The 17,490-nt window shown below is 31.7% G+C and carries 16 protein-coding genes; 12 read left to right on the forward strand and 4 right to left on the reverse strand.

Annotated elements, in window-relative coordinates; translation table 11 throughout:
- Positions 1–146 precede the first annotated feature (146 nt).
- From BUC03_RS07585 to BUC03_RS07605, 5 genes are all read left to right on the forward strand, one after another.
- Positions 147–1,442, forward strand: a complete 1,296-nt coding sequence (locus BUC03_RS07585; RefSeq protein ID WP_073149899.1) for a DUF2254 domain-containing protein — start codon at positions 147–149, stop codon at positions 1,440–1,442.
- Between the two features lie 37 nt (positions 1,443–1,479).
- On the forward strand, positions 1,480–1,719 hold the full coding sequence (locus tag BUC03_RS07590; RefSeq protein ID WP_073149901.1) for a DUF1456 family protein: 240 nt from the start codon (positions 1,480–1,482) through the stop codon (positions 1,717–1,719).
- Positions 1,720–1,798: 79 nt separating this feature from the next.
- Positions 1,799–2,491: a phosphoadenylyl-sulfate reductase gene (locus BUC03_RS07595; protein ID WP_073149903.1), complete on the forward strand. Its 693-nt coding sequence runs from the start codon at positions 1,799–1,801 to the stop codon at positions 2,489–2,491.
- Positions 2,492–2,516: 25 nt separating this feature from the next.
- Positions 2,517–2,867 (forward strand): DUF2085 domain-containing protein, encoded by a 351-nt coding sequence (locus tag BUC03_RS07600; RefSeq protein ID WP_073149905.1) that lies wholly within the window; start codon positions 2,517–2,519, stop codon positions 2,865–2,867.
- A gap of 12 nt (positions 2,868–2,879) precedes the next feature.
- The gene (locus BUC03_RS07605; protein ID WP_073149907.1) at positions 2,880–3,125 is read left to right on the forward strand and encodes a hypothetical protein; all 246 of its coding nucleotides are present in this window, start codon (positions 2,880–2,882) and stop codon (positions 3,123–3,125) included.
- 80 nt (positions 3,126–3,205) lie between these two features.
- Here the strand turns inward: BUC03_RS07605 and sucC are convergent, their stop codons facing one another.
- Complete coding sequence (gene sucC / locus BUC03_RS07610; protein ID WP_073149909.1) at positions 3,206–4,399, reverse strand: ADP-forming succinate--CoA ligase subunit beta; 1,194 nt, start codon at positions 4,397–4,399, stop codon at positions 3,206–3,208.
- A gap of 142 nt (positions 4,400–4,541) precedes the next feature.
- Between sucC and BUC03_RS07615 the strand changes: the two genes are divergently transcribed.
- From BUC03_RS07615 to yidC, 3 genes are all read left to right on the forward strand, one after another.
- On the forward strand, positions 4,542–4,778 hold the full coding sequence (locus BUC03_RS07615; RefSeq protein ID WP_073149912.1) for a DUF3820 family protein: 237 nt from the start codon (positions 4,542–4,544) through the stop codon (positions 4,776–4,778).
- Positions 4,779–4,864: 86 nt separating this feature from the next.
- Positions 4,865–6,484, forward strand: a complete 1,620-nt coding sequence (locus BUC03_RS07620) for a CTP synthase (RefSeq protein WP_073149914.1) — start codon at positions 4,865–4,867, stop codon at positions 6,482–6,484.
- A 138-nt stretch (positions 6,485–6,622) separates the two neighbouring features.
- Positions 6,623–8,482, forward strand: a complete 1,860-nt coding sequence (yidC, locus tag BUC03_RS07625; RefSeq protein WP_073149916.1) for a membrane protein insertase YidC — start codon at positions 6,623–6,625, stop codon at positions 8,480–8,482.
- A 95-nt stretch (positions 8,483–8,577) separates the two neighbouring features.
- Here yidC and BUC03_RS07630 read toward each other — a convergent pair whose 3' ends face one another.
- Both BUC03_RS07630 and BUC03_RS07635 read right to left on the reverse strand, forming a co-directional pair.
- On the reverse strand, positions 8,578–9,540 hold the full coding sequence (locus tag BUC03_RS07630; RefSeq protein WP_073149918.1) for a fasciclin domain-containing protein: 963 nt from the start codon (positions 9,538–9,540) through the stop codon (positions 8,578–8,580).
- Between the two features lie 91 nt (positions 9,541–9,631).
- Entirely contained in the window at positions 9,632–11,041 is a 1,410-nt protein-coding gene (locus BUC03_RS07635; RefSeq protein WP_084112855.1) for a fasciclin domain-containing protein, read from the reverse strand.
- Between the two features lie 54 nt (positions 11,042–11,095).
- Here BUC03_RS07635 and BUC03_RS07640 point away from each other — a divergent pair, with 54 nt between their 5' ends.
- The 4 genes from BUC03_RS07640 to BUC03_RS07655 are packed head-to-tail and all read left to right on the forward strand — an operon-like array spanning position 11,096 to position 15,614.
- Positions 11,096–11,809 (forward strand): toxin-antitoxin system YwqK family antitoxin, encoded by a 714-nt coding sequence (locus tag BUC03_RS07640; protein ID WP_073149923.1) that lies wholly within the window; start codon positions 11,096–11,098, stop codon positions 11,807–11,809.
- 41 nt (positions 11,810–11,850) lie between these two features.
- Positions 11,851–13,044 carry a tRNA 2-thiouridine(34) synthase MnmA gene (gene mnmA / locus BUC03_RS07645; RefSeq protein WP_073149925.1) on the forward strand — a complete coding sequence of 398 codons (1,194 nt, stop codon included), beginning with the start codon at positions 11,851–11,853 and terminating at the stop codon, positions 13,042–13,044.
- A gap of 24 nt (positions 13,045–13,068) precedes the next feature.
- On the forward strand, positions 13,069–14,670 hold the full coding sequence (locus BUC03_RS07650; RefSeq protein WP_073149927.1) for a S8 family serine peptidase: 1,602 nt from the start codon (positions 13,069–13,071) through the stop codon (positions 14,668–14,670).
- Positions 14,670–15,614, forward strand: coding sequence for an NAD(P)H-dependent flavin oxidoreductase (locus BUC03_RS07655; protein WP_073149929.1), 945 nt, complete (start codon positions 14,670–14,672; stop codon positions 15,612–15,614). Before BUC03_RS07650 ends, BUC03_RS07655 begins: the two co-directional genes overlap by 1 nt.
- Positions 15,615–15,692: 78 nt before the next feature.
- On the opposite strand, the gene BUC03_RS07660 is transcribed toward BUC03_RS07655, so the two are convergent.
- The gene (locus BUC03_RS07660; protein ID WP_073149931.1) at positions 15,693–17,450 is read right to left on the reverse strand and encodes an alkaline phosphatase D family protein; all 1,758 of its coding nucleotides are present in this window, start codon (positions 17,448–17,450) and stop codon (positions 15,693–15,695) included.
- Positions 17,451–17,490 lie beyond the last annotated feature (40 nt).

The following is a 17,490-nucleotide window of genomic DNA, read 5'->3' on the forward strand; positions in this document are numbered from 1 at the left end:
AATATAAATACCAACTCTAAAAAAGCGTCTTTTTGTCAGTTTTACATATTAAAAACAAGACATAAAGTCAGTTTATTTGTTTAAACTTATGTTAAGCTAGGTTTAATAGTCACTTAAAGAATTAAATTAGTAGCAGAAATCATTTTATGAAATCACTTTTCAACAGAGTATTTAGTTTTTTTCATACCATAGAAGGTAAAATTGCTTTTTACCCTACCCTATTTGCTTTTATAGGTTTTCATTTTGCTATGCTAATGCTCTATTTAGAAAAATTGGGTATTTCTACTTTTATTATAGAGCACGTACCAGAATTGGTTATTAATAATGCAGATACAGCTAAAACCTTACTCAGTTTTTTAACAGGAGGTATTATTTCTATAATGGTTTTTAGCTTTTCTATGGTAATGGTTTTACTTAACCAAGCATCTAGCAATTTTTCCCCAAGAGTATTACCTGGTTTAATTTCTAACAAAAATCATCAATATGTATTAGGTATTTATTTAGCTACCATTTTATACAACACCTTTACTTTAGTTGGTATAAACCCTAGAGACGAAGAACAATACCAATTACCAGGGTTTTCTGTTTTATTAGGCATTATATTTACCGTAGTTTGTTTTGGTGCTTTTCTATACTTTATTCATTCTATCTCTCAAGCCATACAGGTAAATAATATTTTAGATAGTATTTATAAAAAAGCAAAGAAAAAACTTATTGCAATTTTAGATAACGAAAAAGAAAGTACTCCAGATTTTCCAGATACTTCTAATTGGGTAAGCTATTACAGCTCAGAAACCGGATATTTTCAAAAATTTGCTGTAAATAATCTACTAGATATTTGTACAGAAGAAGACCTTCAAATAAAAATATTACCCGTTCAAGGAGTTTTTGTACTAAAGGGAATTCCTATTATAAAAATAAACAGAGAGATATCTGATGAATTACTGAATAAAATTCTATCTAATTTTAATTTTGCAAGAGGAGAATTAGTTGAAGATAATTACGTACTTGCCTTTAAACAAATTACAGAAATTGGAATAAAAGCAATGTCACCAGGTATAAACGATCCAGGTACAGCTATTAACACCATAGATTATTTAACAGAATTATTTGCTTACAGAATTAAGAAAAACGACAAAACAGTTCTAGTAAAAGATGAGGTTTCTAGAATTTTTATTACCACAGTAAATTTTAAAGAATTGCTTTACCAAGTTATGGTTGCATATAGAACTTATTGCAAAACAGACATTTCTTGCGTACAAAAGTTATTTATAATGATGACATACTTACTACAACAAGATTGTAAACTAGCCTCTTATAAAAAAGATATTTTAGAAGAAGCAGAGCAACTTTACACCGATATTCAACAAACTATACAGAATAAAAAAGACTTAGAAAGAATAGATAAAATTTATAAAAAACTATCTAGCTATTCAAAGTGAAATAAATTCTTAAATTTGTAGTTCATTAAAATAAATTATGGGATTAAACAATAATGATATCTTCAAAAAATTACGTGTTGCACATAAATTGAGAGATGATGATATCGTAAAAATTTTTGAGTTAGTAGATTTTAAAGTTTCTAAAAGTGAGTTAAACGCTATCTTTAGAAAAGAAGACCATCCCAAATACCAAGAATGTGGTGATCAATTTTTACGAAATTTTTTAAACGGACTAATTATTCACTTAAGAGGCCCAATGCCACCTAAGAAGAAATAAACCTGTTTGCTATTAACTATTTTGTAAAATAAACTCTTGCCTTAAGTCTAAGTAAGGTAAGTATTTCAATATTAAATTTATGAGCGATATTACTGTAAAAAAGCATGTTTTTACTGAAGAAGAAATAAAAGCGCTAAATAAAAAATATAAACCTCTATCTATTCAACAAAGAATAGAAGAATTATATAATGATTTTGATGTGTCTGAAGTTATGCTTACGAGCTCTTTTGCAGCTACTTCTGCATTTTTATTAAAATTATTTTCTGAAATTAATAAAGAACAAGAAGTTTTTTTTATTGATACTGGCTACCATTTTGAAGAAACTTTAGCTTACAAAAAAGAACTTACAAAAAAGTACGGATTAAACGTTAACTCTATTGGCGCCCTTAAAAACGAACACGAGTTTACTACAAAAGATGAAACTTGGAGAAAAAATCCAGATTTTTGTTGCTCAATTAACAAAGTAAGTCCGTTAGAAACCATCAAGAAAAAATATTCTGTTTGGGTAAGTGGTTTAATGGAGTGGCAAAGTGACCATCGTTCTAGCTTAAATATTTTTGAAGAACGTGGAGAAATTTTAAAATTTTACCCTCTATTAGATGTCACAAAAGAAGAACGTGATGAATATATTGAGAAAAATAAACTTCCTTTTCATCCTTTAGTAGCTAAAGGCTATAATTCTATTGGTTGCAAACACTGTACAGTACCTGGAGAAGACAGATCTGGACGTTGGAATAACAATCCAAAAACAGAATGCGGATTACACTTATAGCTTTTAAAAATTAGCTATTAATTTTATGAAATTAAAAAAGCAAAGCATAGATCTTGTATTTTGCCATAGAAAACCAGAACGTTCTTTTTTCTGGAAAGGAAAACAATTTCCTGTTTGTGCAAGATGTACAGGAATTCATCTAGGTTATTTATCTTTTCCTTTATTTTTATTTGGAGTTGTTCAAATTCCGTTGTTATTTGCATTACTTCTAATTATCCCTACCTATTTAGATGGCTTTATACAAGCTTATTTTAATATAGAAAGTAATAATTACAGAAGATTTATTACAGGCTTAGTTGCTGGTGTTGCAAGTATGGCCTTAGTATCTATAATAGGAATTTATTTAGGAAATTTAATATTATCAATAATTAATTAAACCAATCTCAAAATGTCTGAAGAAATTAATCAAAATCAAAATCTAGAAAATGAAGAATTAAGCACAGGTCTTAAAGTTTTATCTTTTTGTATTCCAATTGCAGGTGCTATTATTTACATCATGGAAAAAAACAAAAGCCCTAAAAAAGCAAAAACAGCTTGTTACGCTGCTCTAATTGGCTTTGGTGTTGCAATTGTTCTACAAATTATTTTTACTATAATTGGTGTAGGTGCTGGTCTAGCTTCTGGAAGTTACTAATTAACATTACTTCTTTTATAAAACAAAAAAATCCCGTTCTTGTAGAACGGGATTTTTTATTATATGCAAAACTTAATTTATTAAGCCAATACTTTTTGTACTTTATCTGCAGCTTCTTGAAATTGTACAGCACTCTCTACATTAAGACCACTACTATCAATTAATTCTTTAGCAACATCTGCATTAGTTCCTTGTAAACGTACAATAATAGGAACATTAATTGCATCTCCCATATTTTTATATGCATCTACAATACCTTGCGCTACACGATCACAACGTACAATACCACCAAAGATATTAACTAAGATAGCCTCTACATTCTCATCTTTTAAAATTAAACGAAAAGCTTCTTCTACTCTTTTAGCATCTGCAGTTCCACCAACATCTAAAAAGTTAGCTGGCTCACCACCTGCTTGCTTAATTAAATCCATAGTAGCCATTGCAAGACCTGCACCGTTTACCATACACCCAACGTTACCGTCAAGATCTACATAGTTTAAACCTGCATTTCTAGCTTCTACCTCTGTAGCATTTTCTTCACGCTCATCACGCATTGCCTCGTAATCTTTGTGACGGTAAAGTGCATTATCATCAATACTTACTTTTGCATCTACAGCTAATATTTTATCATCACTTGTTTTTAACACTGGGTTAATTTCAAATAATGAAGAGTCAGACTTATCGTAAGCAGTATAAAGAGCAAAAACAAATTTTGTCATTTCTTTAAACGCTGCTCCAGATAAACCTAAGTTAAAAGCAATTTTTCTAGCTTGGAAAGGTAAAATTCCTGTAGCAGGATCTATTTCTTCTGTAAAAATTAAGTGTGGAGTTTCTTCTGCAACAGTTTCAATATCCATCCCTCCTTCTGTAGAATACATAATCATGTTTTTACCGTTTGCACGATTTAATAAAACAGACATGTAATACTCTTCAGGCTCATTATCTCCAGGATAATAAACATCTTCTGCAATTAAAACCTGATTTACTTTCTTACCTTCGGCAGAAGTTTGAGGTGTTACTAATTGCATTCCAATAATTTCTCCTGCAATTTTTTCTACTTCTTGAAGATTTTTAGCAAGTTTTACCCCACCACCTTTACCACGACCACCTGCGTGTACTTGTGCTTTAATCACATGCCATCCAGTCCCGGTTTCTTCTGTAAGTTTTTTAGCAGCATCTACTGCAGCTTCAGGAGTATTTGCAACAATACCACGTTGTATTCTTACACCAAAGCTATTTAATATTTCTTTTCCTTGATATTCGTGTAAATTCATAATCAGGTTTTTCTAGTTCTATTTCGGTTCACAAAAGTAACAAATGTAATATTTTGTAGCAATACTTTTTGAATTTTAAAAGACCTTTATTCAATTTATTTCACTTTTTTTTGAAAAATTAATTCTGAATATCCATTTTTTGATGCTTAAAAACGAAGAATTATTGAAACTTGCCTACACTAAAATGTATTTTGGTAAGTATAAAGATTGGTATTTATCAGACATACCAGAACCTTATTTTGTTTGGTTTAACCAAAAAGGCTTTCCGCCAGGAAAAACGGGAGAACAAATGAGAGCTGTTTTTGAACTCAAAATTAACGGGTTAGAATACTTATTAAAGGAAATTAGAAAAAAATATCCGCATCCAAATAAAATTTAGACTACAAAAATGCAGTTTATAGCTTAAAAATAAATTGTTATTAGTACTTTTGCGCCCCGTATAGACAACATTTAAATTACCCAAAAATGGCCGATACCAAGTATATTTTTGTTACCGGTGGTGTTTCTTCGTCTCTAGGGAAAGGAATTATCGCAGCCTCTTTAGCAAAACTTCTTCAAGCACGTGGTTATAAAACCACTATTCAAAAACTAGATCCATATATTAATGTAGATCCTGGTACTCTTAACCCGTACGAACACGGTGAATGTTTTGTAACAGAAGATGGTGCAGAAACAGATTTAGATCTTGGGCATTACGAGCGTTTTTTAAATGTAAATACCTCACAAGCTAATAATGTAACTACAGGTAAAATTTACCAAAGCGTAATAGAAAAAGAACGTCGTGGTGAGTTTCTAGGTAAAACCGTACAAGTAGTACCTCACATTACTAACGAGATTAAAAGAAGAATTCAGCTTTTAGGTCAAAATGGAGATTACGATATTGTAATTACAGAAATTGGCGGTACTGTTGGTGATATTGAGTCTTTACCTTATATAGAATCTGTAAGACAATTAAAGTGGGATTTAGGTGACCATAACTCTCTAGTTATTCATTTAACTTTAGTACCTTACTTATCTGCTGCTAAAGAATTAAAAACTAAACCAACACAACACAGTGTTAAAACATTGATGGAAAGTGGTATTAGTGCAGATATTTTGGTATGTAGAACAGAACATGAACTTAGTGACGATTTACGCCAAAAACTAGCTCAATTCTGTAATGTAAAGAAAGAAGCTGTTATACAATCTATAGATGCATCTACTATTTATGATGTACCTAATTTAATGTTAGAAGAAGGTTTAGATACTATCACTCTAAAGAAATTAGACCTACCTAACGACTCTCAACCAGACCTTACTAATTGGAATAAATTTTTAAGCAGACACAAAAACCCTAAAGCAGAAGTTACAATTGGTTTAGTAGGTAAATATGTAGAATTACAAGATTCTTATAAATCTATATTAGAATCTTTTATTCATGCTGGTGCAGAAAATGAAGTAAAAGTAAATATTAGAAGTATTCATTCTGAATTTATTGACATTGAAGGAAAAACTAAAATTACAGATTTAGATGGTATTTTAGTAGCTCCTGGTTTTGGTGAGCGTGGTATTGAAGGTAAAATTGAAGCCGTTAGATTTGCAAGAGAAAACAACCTTCCTTTCTTCGGAATTTGTTTAGGTATGCAAATGGCAGTAATTGAGTATGCAAGAAACGTATTAAACCTTCCAGATGCCAACTCTACAGAGATGGAAGCGCAAACCAAAAATCCTGTGATTGATATTATGGAAAGTCAAAAAAATATCACCCAAATGGGAGGTACAATGAGACTTGGCGCTTGGGAATGTGAACTTAAAGAAGGTACAAAAGTATTTGAAGCATACGGAAAAAGTACTATTTCTGAAAGACACCGTCACCGTTATGAGTACAACAACAAATACAAAGAGCAACTTGAAGCTGCAGGTATGTTAAGCTCTGGTACAAACCCACAAACAGGATTAGTAGAAGTAGTTGAAATACCAACACACCCTTGGTTTATTGGAGTTCAATACCATCCTGAATATAAAAGTACGGTAAAAACACCACACCCTTTATTTATAGGATTTGTAAAAGCTGCCAAAGAATATGCTAAAAACAAAAAGAAATAATGTCATCTTGGCATTATTTTAATAATGGTAACTTTTTTGACTTTAAAAAAATAAATAGATAAGTATGGTTATCTACATCTAAATGAAGACTTTTGCCATCACTTATAAATAAAATAAAATTCCTTGTTCCTTTAATTTATGGAAAATAAAAAATTTGACGTCAATTCTTTAATAGGATTTGTATTAATTGGTGCCATTTTAGTATGGATGTTATACACCAATCAAAATGAAAAAACAGAAACTACCGTAGTTGGCACTCCAGAAAATCAAGAAATAGTTACAGAAGATAGCAACGCGTCTTCAAATACTATTACAGAAAACTCTAATGCAACTCCAGATTCACTTGCACTAGCAAAAGCTAAAAGTAGCTTAGGTGCTTTTGGTTATTCTGCAACTTTAGCTTCTGCTACCAATAATATTACCACAGTTGAAAATGATGTTCTAGAATTAAAAGTTAGTAATAAAGGAGGACAAATTATTGAAGCTAAACTTAAAAACGAAACTACCTACGACGGTAAACCAGTTTATATAGTAAAAGACAATAATGCATCTTTTAACCTACAACTTACTACCGTAGACAACAAAATTTTAAATACTAAAGATTTATATTTTGAACCTAAGTTAACCAAAAATGGAGAGAATAATATTCTTTCTATGAAACTAAAGGTTTCTCAAAATGAATATTTAGAATACGTTTACACCTTAAAACCTAATGACTATATGATGGATTTTTCTATCAGATCTCAAGGTTTAAACGATGTAATTAATAGTAGCAACGATGTTTTACTAGATTGGAAATTAAAAGCCCATAGACATTCTAAAAGTATTTCTTATGAAAATAGATATACAGAAATATTGTGGGAGTATGATGGTGACAACGATGATTACACAGGGCAAAGTGAATTAGATGAAGATGAAGAAGAAGATATCACTTGGATAGCTTTTCGTCAACACTTCTTCTCTTCTATTTTATTATCTAACTCTTCTTTTGAAAGTGCAAAATTTGTTTCTAGAAACTTAGTACAAGATGACGATGTAGACACCTTATTTACTAAAAGTTTTGCTGCTACCATTCCATTAAAGACTAATGGTGGAGAGTTAAATGAGTCTATGAACTGGTATTACGGACCTACAGATTATAAAATTTTAAACGATTATGACCGTAATTTAGACGAAGTAGTACCTCTTGGTTGGGGTATTTTTGGCTTTATTAATAAGTACTTAATTATACCTTTCTTTGATTTACTAAGCGGATTTTTACCTGCAGGTATCGCAATTATCTTTTTAACAATTTGCGTGAAATTGTTACTATCTCCTGTGCAATACAAACAGTACGTTTCTCAAGCTAAAATGAAGGTTTTAAAACCTGAAATAAATGAAATTAACGAGAAGTATAAAGATAATGCAATGAAAAAGCAGCAAGAAACCATGAAGCTGTACAGCAAAGCAGGTGCCAGCCCTATGAATGGTTGTTTGCCAGCTTTAATGCAAATTCCTGTATTTTATGCTTTATTCAACTTCTTCCCTAGTGCTTTTGAGTTAAGACAAAAGTCATTTTTATGGGCAGAAGATTTATCTAGCTATGATGTTATTGTAGAATTACCATTTAGAATTCCTCTTTATGGAGATCATATTAGTTTGTTCCCTATTTTAGCTTCTATTGCCATCTTTATTTATATGACGATGACTACTGGGCAAAGTATGCAACAGGCACAACAACCGGGAATGCCTAACATGAAATTTATCATGTACCTTTCTCCATTATTTATGTTGATTTTCTTCAACAACTATGCTAGTGGACTTTCTTTATACTACTTTACTTCTAACTTAATTACAATAGGTATTATGTTAGTGATTAAGAATTTTATTATTGATGATGAAAAGATTCACGCTAAAATTCAAGAGAACAAAAAGAAACCTAAAAAGAAAGGTAAGTTCGCTCAAAAATTTCAAGATATTATGGAGCAAGCAGAACAGCAACAAAGAAATAATAAGTAAGAAAGCAACAATTTCTTCAAAATAAAAAACCCCTTCAAACTAATACTTTGAAGGGGTTTTAATTGTATTTCACTCTACAAATTCTTATTGAATTCTTATAAAGCCGGTAAAATCACTTTATCAATAGCGTGCACTACACCATTAGTTGCTTGCACATTTGTTACAATTACAGTACTTACTCTTCCGTTTGCATCTGTAATAGTTGCGTTAGATTCATTTATAGTAACGTCTCCTCCTAAAGTAGTTACGTCTCCAGAGGTTAAATCTTCTGCTCTAACATTAGCCCCAGCAATCACGTGCATATTTAGGGTAGCTGCCAAAGTTTCTGTATCAATATCTGATAAATCACTTACTTCTAATTCTGCTAACAAATCTGCAAAAGCATCGTTAGTTGGTGCAAAAACAGTAAATGGTGCTGGAGAGCTTCCTGCTGGTGTGCTTAGAGTACTTACATAAGAAAAACTATCTTCTCTTGTTAATGCATTTACTAGAATTGAAAAATTAGGATCTGCAGTTGCAAATGTTACCACAGTTGGTAAAGCAATAACTTTATCTACAGCGTGTATCACTCCATTTTCAGCATCAATATCTGCATTTACCACAGCTACTTCTCCATTAATAGTAACGCCATTACTGGTATCTAAATACATACTTAAATTAGCTTGACTTGTTTCTTCTACCGCCAAATTAGTTACATAGCCAGTACTAATTTCATCTGACTCTACTTCTCCTTGAATAACGTGATTTAATAAAACTTGTTTTAATACATCGGTTGGCACATCTTCTAAAGAATTAAAACCATTATCGCTTAAAAATTCTGCAAACGCATCATTATCTGGTGCAAAAACAGTGTATTCTGTATCACCTGAAAGTGTAGTTACTAAATCTGCTTTAATTAAAGCCGCTTCTAGGCTTGAATAGTTTTCACTTTCAATAACAATTTCTGCTATTGTACTATCGTCCATTGCATCAGAAGTAGAATCGTCATCATCACTACATCCAACAAATGTAAATGAACATACTAGTAATAAGATTGAAAATAAATTTTGCTTTTTCATGATTATAGTTTATTTGTTTTAGATAAAACTAAATCATGAACACTTAACATTTTGTTTAACAAAAGTTAATTAACATTAAACAAACATTTGTTTAATAAAACATAAGAGTGTCTATTTTATGTAAAATTCCGTTCTTAGCTTTTATATCTACAGAGGTAGAATTAGCTGAGCGTTGTTGTGCATCTGTAAGTGTAAAAGTGCTATCGGTTTTAGCAATTTGCAATTGACTTTTTAGTGTATTTATTACAGAAGGTAAATTCTCTAGTGCATAAGCGTTATTAGTAACTAAGTGATTATTTAAAATAGAAGTTAAACTATCTGTAGGGATATCTTCTATTGTTGCCGCTTCTGCAGGGTACAATTCTAATAAAGCACTTTCAAAAGCAGTATCAATAGGGGCAAATATGGTAAACGGAGCCTCTGTCCCATTTACTGTATTTAGCCTATTTATATAGTCTTCTCCCGCTTGATCTGTTCGTGTTAAGCTAGACTGAAAATTAATTAAATCTAAATCCGCATTTATAAAATCTGCTAAAGTAGGCAAACTTAGAGTTTCATCTAGCCCATGAATAACACCGTTAGTAGCAACCACGTCTTGAACAGAAATATAGCTTACTCCGTTATATATCAATCCATCATCTTTATTTAAATAAATATTTAACAAGTAATCTTCGTTACCTATAGTTTCTTGTGCGTGGGTAGTTCTATAGCCCGTCACTAAATAATCTGAAGTTAAAAGACTATCTTGAATATGATAATTAAAAAATTGTTTTTTCTCTTCTTCTGTAAAATTTGCACTAGACCAAAAAGTGGTAAATGCATCTGCAGAAGGGACTAATAAGGTATGAAAATCTGTAGAAGAAAGTACATCTTGAAAATCACTAGTAGTGTTTATTGCTTCATTATAAAAAGCAGAAAAATTAGAATCTGCTTCTAAAAATGTTTGCAAAGTTGGTAGATCTAAAACACCATCAATTTCATGAAAAATACCATTATCTACATCAATATCTCCTTCTACAATACCAACCTCACCGTTAAATAGAATACCATCTTCTGTAGTAACCAATAAACTTAAATTGGTAGTAGTACTGTCTGTTAAGGCTACAGTAGACACACTACTTAAATAACTAGTTACAAAAGTAGATTCTGTATTAAGCGCTTCTAACAAATGGTAATTCACTAAATCATAAGCTAAATCACTAGAAATTTGAGCTACACTATCGTACGCATTTTCATTTAAATAAGTTTGCATAGCATCATTATTAGGTGCTAACATTGTGTAGGTACCATAATTACCATCTAGAACCCCGTCTAATTCTGCTTTAACTATTAATTGTTTAAATAAACTAAAACGCGGATTTTTATCCATATAATTTACAATAGAATTGGTTCCATTAATTATATTGCCATTATCGTCATCATCTACGCATGAAAATGTCAAAAAGATTATTCCAAATAAAGAAAGTAATTTTGCTATTTTTAAAATATTTTTATTCATCATTGCGTTATAAAATTTTATCAAATAAAAGCCACAATATACAAAAAACCATAGCTTATGTTCTCGTTTATTAGAAACGGTTTATTATTATTTTTTATTTTAATCCCTATAACTTTATTAGCTCAAAATGCAGAAATTAATCAATTAGATTCTAATGGAAAAAGACATGGTAAATGGGCAAAAACTTTTGAAGGGACAAACCAAATTAGATACGAAGGTGAATTTAACCATGGGAAAGAAACCGGTACTTTTAAATTTTATAAAAAAGGAAACGAAGATCACCCACATGCTACAAAAACCTACACTCCAAATAGTAATATTGTAGAAGCTAAATTTTTTACCAATAAAGGAAAGTTACTTACCCAAGGCCAGTTTGTAGATAAAAAAAGAGAAGGTGAATGGATTTATTATCACAAAGGTAAAGATGTGGTAATGATGAAAGAAAACTATAAAAACAATAAACTAAACGGCTTAAAATCTATTTATTATGAAAATGGAAAACTTGCCGAAACTCAAGAATATGCTAATGGAGTAATGCACGGAGAAAATCTTGTTTACGGTGCTAATGGTAATCTTTTACAATATTATAATTACAATAAGGGTACACTCCACGGGCTAACTAAAATTTACAATCCGAAAGGTGTAATAACTCAAGAAGGAAACTATAAAGATGGATTAAAAGATGGTATCTGGAAATATTATGAAGATGGAGAAGTAACCAAAACAGAAAAATTTCCTAAAGAAAAACCAACTGTAAGAAAAACCAAATAAACCGACAAAATCACTAATTTTGCAATAAATTGTTATTGAACGTGAAAAAGAAAAAAGTAGTTGTTGGTCTTAGTGGTGGTGTAGATTCTAGTGTTACAGCTTACCTATTAAAAGAGCAAGGTTATGAAGTAATTGGCCTTTTTATGAAAAATTGGCATGATGACTCTGTAACTATAAGTGACGAGTGCCCTTGGTTAGATGATAGTAATGATGCTATGCTTGTTGCAGAAAAATTAGGAATTCCGTTTCAAACCGTAGATCTAAGCGAAGAATATAAAGAACGTATTGTAGATTATATGTTCTATGAATATGAAAGAGGAAGAACACCAAACCCAGATGTACTTTGTAACCGAGAAATTAAATTTGATGTGTTTATGAAAATTGCACTTTCTTTAGGTGCAGATTTTGTAGCTACTGGTCACTATTGTAGAAAAGGAGAAGTGGAGATTGATGGTAAAACTACCTTCCAATTATTAGCAGGAAAAGACAAAAATAAAGATCAATCTTATTTTCTATGTCAACTCTCACAAGAGCAGCTTGCAAAAACTCTTTTTCCTATAGGTGAATTACAAAAAAGTGAAGTAAGAGAAATAGCTGCGCAACAAGAGCTGGTAACTGCTGGTAAGAAAGACTCTCAAGGTCTGTGCTTTATAGGTAAAGTAAGATTACCAGATTTTCTTCAGCAAAAATTACAACCAAAAGATGGAGTAATTATAGAAATCCCTTCAGAAGAAAATATTTATCATACAGAAACACCTTTATTTAACTCTACAGAAGAAGAGTTAGCATTTATTTCTAAAAAATTTACTTACCAAAAAGAGCAAGGTAAAGAAGTTGGCCATCATAATGGTGCTCATTATTTTACCAAAGGACAACGTAAAGGTCTTGCGGTAGGTGGTACTCCAGAACCTCTTTTTGTGATAGATACAGATGTAAATGAAAATATTATTTACACAGGGCAAGGTAAAAACCACCCTGGCTTATACAGAAAAGGCCTATTTGTAACTACAGAAGAAACTCATTGGATAAGAGAAGATTTGAAATTACAAATTGGAGAAGAGTTAGAAGTAATGGCTAGAATAAGATATAGACAAGCATTAGAAAAAGCTAAACTCTACCAAACAGAAAATGGACTATATGTTATTTTTGAAAATGCGCAAAGTGCTATCACAGAAGGGCAATTTGTAGCTTGGTATCATGAAGAAGAATTGTTAGGATCTGGAGTAATTTCGTAACTTGTAGCTGAAAAAGAATCGGCTATGAAAAAAATTTTACTGTTTTTTATTTTTCTGCTACACCAAATTACCTTTTCACAAGAACAGGCGTGGGTATATTTTAATAGTAAAGAAAATGTTACTGCAGCTATTGCAAACCCAATTAGTATTTTAACCCAACGGGCCATAGATAGAAAAAACTCTCACAATATAAGTATAGATGAGAGAGATGTACCTATTAATGAAGCTTTTGTAACTACTATAAAAAACCAAACTGGTATTGAGGTAAAAGCAAAATCTAAATGGTTTAATTGTGTGCACGTACTAGGTAGCGTAGAAGATATTAATGCCCTTAGTAGTTTTTCTTTTGTAGATAAAATTCTATTTGCAGATACTTCTTTAAACAATAAAATTAAAACTACAGAACAAGAAGTTTTTACCGAAAAACATTTAGAGAGTTTTGTAGATTTTAACTACGGAAACACTTCTGTACAAATAGAAATGCTTCATGTAGATTACCTTCACGAGAATAATTATACAGGAGAAGGAATGTTGGTTGCCGTAATGGATGCAGGTTTCCCAGAAGTAAATACTCTAGCTGGTTTTAGTAGATTAAGAAACAATAACGATTTAATTGGCGGTTATGATTTTGTAGATAGAACTGCTAATTATGATGCCTTTGCAGGAAGCAGTCACGGTACACTAGTCTTATCTAACATGGCTGGTTATATTCAAAATAGCTTTGTTGGCACCGCTCCAGATGCTAGTTATTATCTTTTTAGAACAGAAGACACCAACTCAGAGACACCACTAGAAGAAAGTTATTGGGTAGAAGCGGCAGAAAGAGCAGATAGCTTAGGTGTAGATGTAATCAACACTTCTTTAGGTTACTCTAGTTTTGATAATCCCAACCATAGTTACACCCCTGCAGATATGGATGGAGATACTGCATTTATTACCAAAGGCGCAAATATTGCGGTAGAAAAAGGAATTTTGGTAGTAGTATCTGCAGGTAATTCTGGTAATAGTACTAGTTTTAATATTATTGCTGCTCCTGCAGATGGACAGGTGTATAGCGTAGGTGCTGTAGACGCTACAGAGCAATATGCATCATTTAGTTCTATTGGACCTACTGCAGATGGTAGAGTAAAACCAGACGGGATGGCACAAGGCTCTTCTGCTACGGTTATAGATACTAATAATCAAGTTACCACAGCTAACGGTACTTCATTTTCATCTCCTATTATGGCTGGGGCAATTACTAGCTTATGGCAATCTAACCCTAACAAAACTAATTTAGAAATTATGCAATTGGTTAGAGAGTCTTCTTCTCTTTATACCTCTCCAACCAATCAAATGGGTTACGGAATTCCTAATTTTGAAACTGCTTTAAAAAATTTATCAGACACCATATACAACCAGCAAAATATTAAGGTTTACCCAAATCCCGTTTCTAAAATACTATATATTCAGAAGCAAAAACAAGAAAGCTTGAGTGTAAAAATATACAACTTGCTTGGTAAGTTGGTATATCAAAAACAAAATATCTCTTCAGAATTAAATTTATCTATGCTTTCTACAAGTATATATATTGCTAAATTTGAAGGAGAAAATTTCGAGAAGTCTTTAAAAATTATCAAACAATAATGGCAACAAATAAAATCACCTCTCTTTTTAATATAGAATATCCCTTAATACAAGCTGGAATGATTTGGGCTAGCGGATGGAAATTGGCTAGTGCTGTAAGTAATGCTGGTGGCTTAGGAATTATTGGAGCAGGCTCTATGTACCCTGAAGTACTTAAAGAACATTTACAAAAGTGTAAAAAAGCAACACAAAAACCTTTTGCGGTAAATGTACCTATGCTCTACCCTAATTTAGAAGAGATTATGGATATTATAATTGCTGAAGGGGTTAAAATTGTTTTCACTTCTGCAGGAAATCCTAAAACTTGGACTCCTATTTTAAAAGAAAAAGGAATTACCGTTGTTCACGTAGTGAGCAGTGTAAAGTTTGCATTAAAAGCTGAAGCTGCAGGTGTAGATGCTGTAGTTGCTGAAGGTTTTGAAGCAGGAGGCCATAATGGTAGAGAAGAAACTACTACGTTTACCTTAATACCAATGGTAAAAGAAAAACTTAGTATCCCGTTGATTGCTGCAGGAGGAATTGCAACTGGAAAAGGAATGTTAGCTGCTATGATTTTAGGTGCAGATGGCGTACAAATTGGAAGTAAATTTGTTGCTAGTAATGAAGCTTCTTCTCACCAAAATTTTAAACAAATGGTGGTAGATGCGCAAGAAGGGGAAACGCAATTAACGTTAAAAGAACTTGCTCCTGTAAGATTATTGAAAAATAAATTTTTTAACGATGTTACAGAGCTTTACACCAAAAGCCCTAGTAAAGAAGACTTAATTAACTTATTAGGAAGAGCTAGAGCCAAAAAAGGAATGTTTGAAGGTGATTTAGAAGAGGGAGAACTAGAAATTGGCCAAATTAGCGGATTAATACACGACATTAAACCCGCAGCAACTATTGTAAAAGAAATTATTGAAGAGTTTGAAGAGGCTAAAAAACAGCTTCCTACTTTTTAAAACTAAAAAATCCGGTTATTAAAATAACCGGATTTTTTTGCTTAATACTACTTTCTACTTTAGTAAAATATAGTTTATTTAACCTGTGTAACTTATTTGATGCGCACTAATTTCTGTGTAACTATCGGAAGTTATATTGTCTATAAATACATAATCTGCTAATACATCTGTAGTGCTAAAATTTAATTTTACATACCCTCTTTGAGAAGCATTTAAAAATTGTAAATCGTCTATCAACACATTAATTGCTTGCTCAAAACCAGCAATAACAGCAGAACCACCTTCACCTAAACCTAAATAAGTTTCAAAACCAGGAGATGTAACAGATGATGTTGCAAACTCTACAGCTACTTGCTCTCCTTCATTATTTCTTAAGTTATTAGCCCAAGCATTATGTGTGTCTCCTGCAAGACAGACTACTTTTTTACCTTCAAATGCATTTAAAAGCAACTCTCTTTCTGCTGCATAACCATCCCAAGCATCTAAATTATAAGGAGCAACAGTTTCTACTCTTAAAATTTCTTCTTGAGTAAGACTAGGGTCTTGTGCATTTATTCTAAGTTTTATAGTTACTAACTCTGTCATCAATGTATTAAAATTAGTAAAAGCCTCTTCTGTTATGCTTCCCGTTGCTGCAATAACAGCAAAAAGCTCGTTAAGCCCTAATAGTAATTCCATAGGGATAAGCATTCTTCCCATAATTACTTGTTGCCCTAAAACATTCCAATTTGTACTACTATTATTTAACTCTTCTAACAACCAGTTACGTTGTGTATCTCCTAAAATTGTTCGGTTAGTATCGGTTATGTCGGTTTGAAAGCTTACAAAGTCAAAACTACCGTCACTAGTAAAATAGTCTGCATAACTTAATTGTTTATCTCTACCTATCACACGAGTATCTAACATTAATAAGTTAACTAGATTACCAATATTAAAATTTCTATATATTTTTTCGTTATCAGAGGTAGTTACAGGCACATATTCACTGTATGCTTGTATGGCTACATTTTTTCTAGTTGTAAAATCTCCTTCACTAGATTGGTGATTTTCAGCTCCATCAATATAAGTATCATTTGCTATTTCATGATCATCCCAAACACATATAAATGGCTTTTTTTGATGTGCTAATTGTAGTTTTTCATCTGTACGATATTGTTTATAACGAGTTCTATAATCGTCTAGTGATATAATTTCATTGGTAGGATTGTGGGTTCTACCTAATGCAGAAGTATTTTCGTTAGTTCCGTATTCATTTTCTCCGTACTCATAAATATAATCTCCTAAATGAAGAATTACATCTACCTCAGAGTTTGCCATAGATTCATATACATTAAATAAACCTGCCGGGTAATTTGAGCAAGAACAGATGGCTATAGAAACGTTACTTGCATTTTCTGGAAAAGTAATTGTTTCTCCTGTTACAGAAACTGTAGCATCATCTATTTGAATAAATCTATAATATAATTTTTGATCTGCTGTAAGTTCTTGTACCTCTACTGCAACTGTATAATCTCTTGAGCTGTCTGTAGTAACCTCTCCAGATCTTACAATATTTTCAAAATTTGCATCTGTAGCAACTTGCCAGCTAATAACCACAGAAGATAAGTCTGTAGTATACCTTGTCCAGATAATTACTTGAGAAGATGTTGGATCAAAACTTGCTACACCGTGGTTAAAATTTGAATTTTCTAAATTTTCTGGAATAGATTTTTCATCAACAAAATCATCATCACTACTACAACTAATAAAGTTAGAGGCTAACATTACCCCTCCAGTAGCTAAAACGCTATTGTAAATAAATTTTCTTCTAGAAATAGAACTTACTTTTTTTTTCATTTTATGGTTATTTGTAAAACCATAAATTAATAAATAAAAA

The sequence above is a fragment of the Mesonia phycicola genome (genome assembly GCF_900141885.1).
In the GTDB taxonomy this organism is placed as follows: domain Bacteria; phylum Bacteroidota; class Bacteroidia; order Flavobacteriales; family Flavobacteriaceae; genus Mesonia; species Mesonia phycicola.

Bases quoted from the DNA above. Each gene is read 5' to 3' on its own strand.
- BUC03_RS07585 (WP_073149899.1), top strand. From the start codon at position 147: ATGAAATCACTTTTCAACAGAGTATTTAGTTTTTTTCATACCATAGAA.
- BUC03_RS07590 (WP_073149901.1), top strand. From the start codon at position 1,480: ATGGGATTAAACAATAATGATATCTTCAAAAAATTACGTGTTGCACAT.
- BUC03_RS07595 (WP_073149903.1), top strand. From the start codon at position 1,799: ATGAGCGATATTACTGTAAAAAAGCATGTTTTTACTGAAGAAGAAATA.
- BUC03_RS07600 (WP_073149905.1), top strand. From the start codon at position 2,517: ATGAAATTAAAAAAGCAAAGCATAGATCTTGTATTTTGCCATAGAAAA.
- BUC03_RS07605 (WP_073149907.1), top strand. From the start codon at position 2,880: ATGTCTGAAGAAATTAATCAAAATCAAAATCTAGAAAATGAAGAATTA.
- sucC (WP_073149909.1), bottom strand. From the start codon at position 4,399: ATGAATTTACACGAATATCAAGGAAAAGAAATATTAAATAGCTTTGGT.
- BUC03_RS07615 (WP_073149912.1), top strand. From the start codon at position 4,542: ATGCTTAAAAACGAAGAATTATTGAAACTTGCCTACACTAAAATGTAT.
- BUC03_RS07620 (WP_073149914.1), top strand. From the start codon at position 4,865: ATGGCCGATACCAAGTATATTTTTGTTACCGGTGGTGTTTCTTCGTCT.
- yidC (WP_073149916.1), top strand. From the start codon at position 6,623: ATGGAAAATAAAAAATTTGACGTCAATTCTTTAATAGGATTTGTATTA.
- BUC03_RS07630 (WP_073149918.1), bottom strand. From the start codon at position 9,540: ATGAAAAAGCAAAATTTATTTTCAATCTTATTACTAGTATGTTCATTT.
- BUC03_RS07635 (WP_084112855.1), bottom strand. From the start codon at position 11,041: ATGATGAATAAAAATATTTTAAAAATAGCAAAATTACTTTCTTTATTT.
- BUC03_RS07640 (WP_073149923.1), top strand. From the start codon at position 11,096: ATGTTCTCGTTTATTAGAAACGGTTTATTATTATTTTTTATTTTAATC.
- BUC03_RS07650 (WP_073149927.1), top strand. From the start codon at position 13,069: ATGAAAAAAATTTTACTGTTTTTTATTTTTCTGCTACACCAAATTACC.
- BUC03_RS07655 (WP_073149929.1), top strand. From the start codon at position 14,670: ATGGCAACAAATAAAATCACCTCTCTTTTTAATATAGAATATCCCTTA.
- BUC03_RS07660 (WP_073149931.1), bottom strand. From the start codon at position 17,450: ATGAAAAAAAAAGTAAGTTCTATTTCTAGAAGAAAATTTATTTACAAT.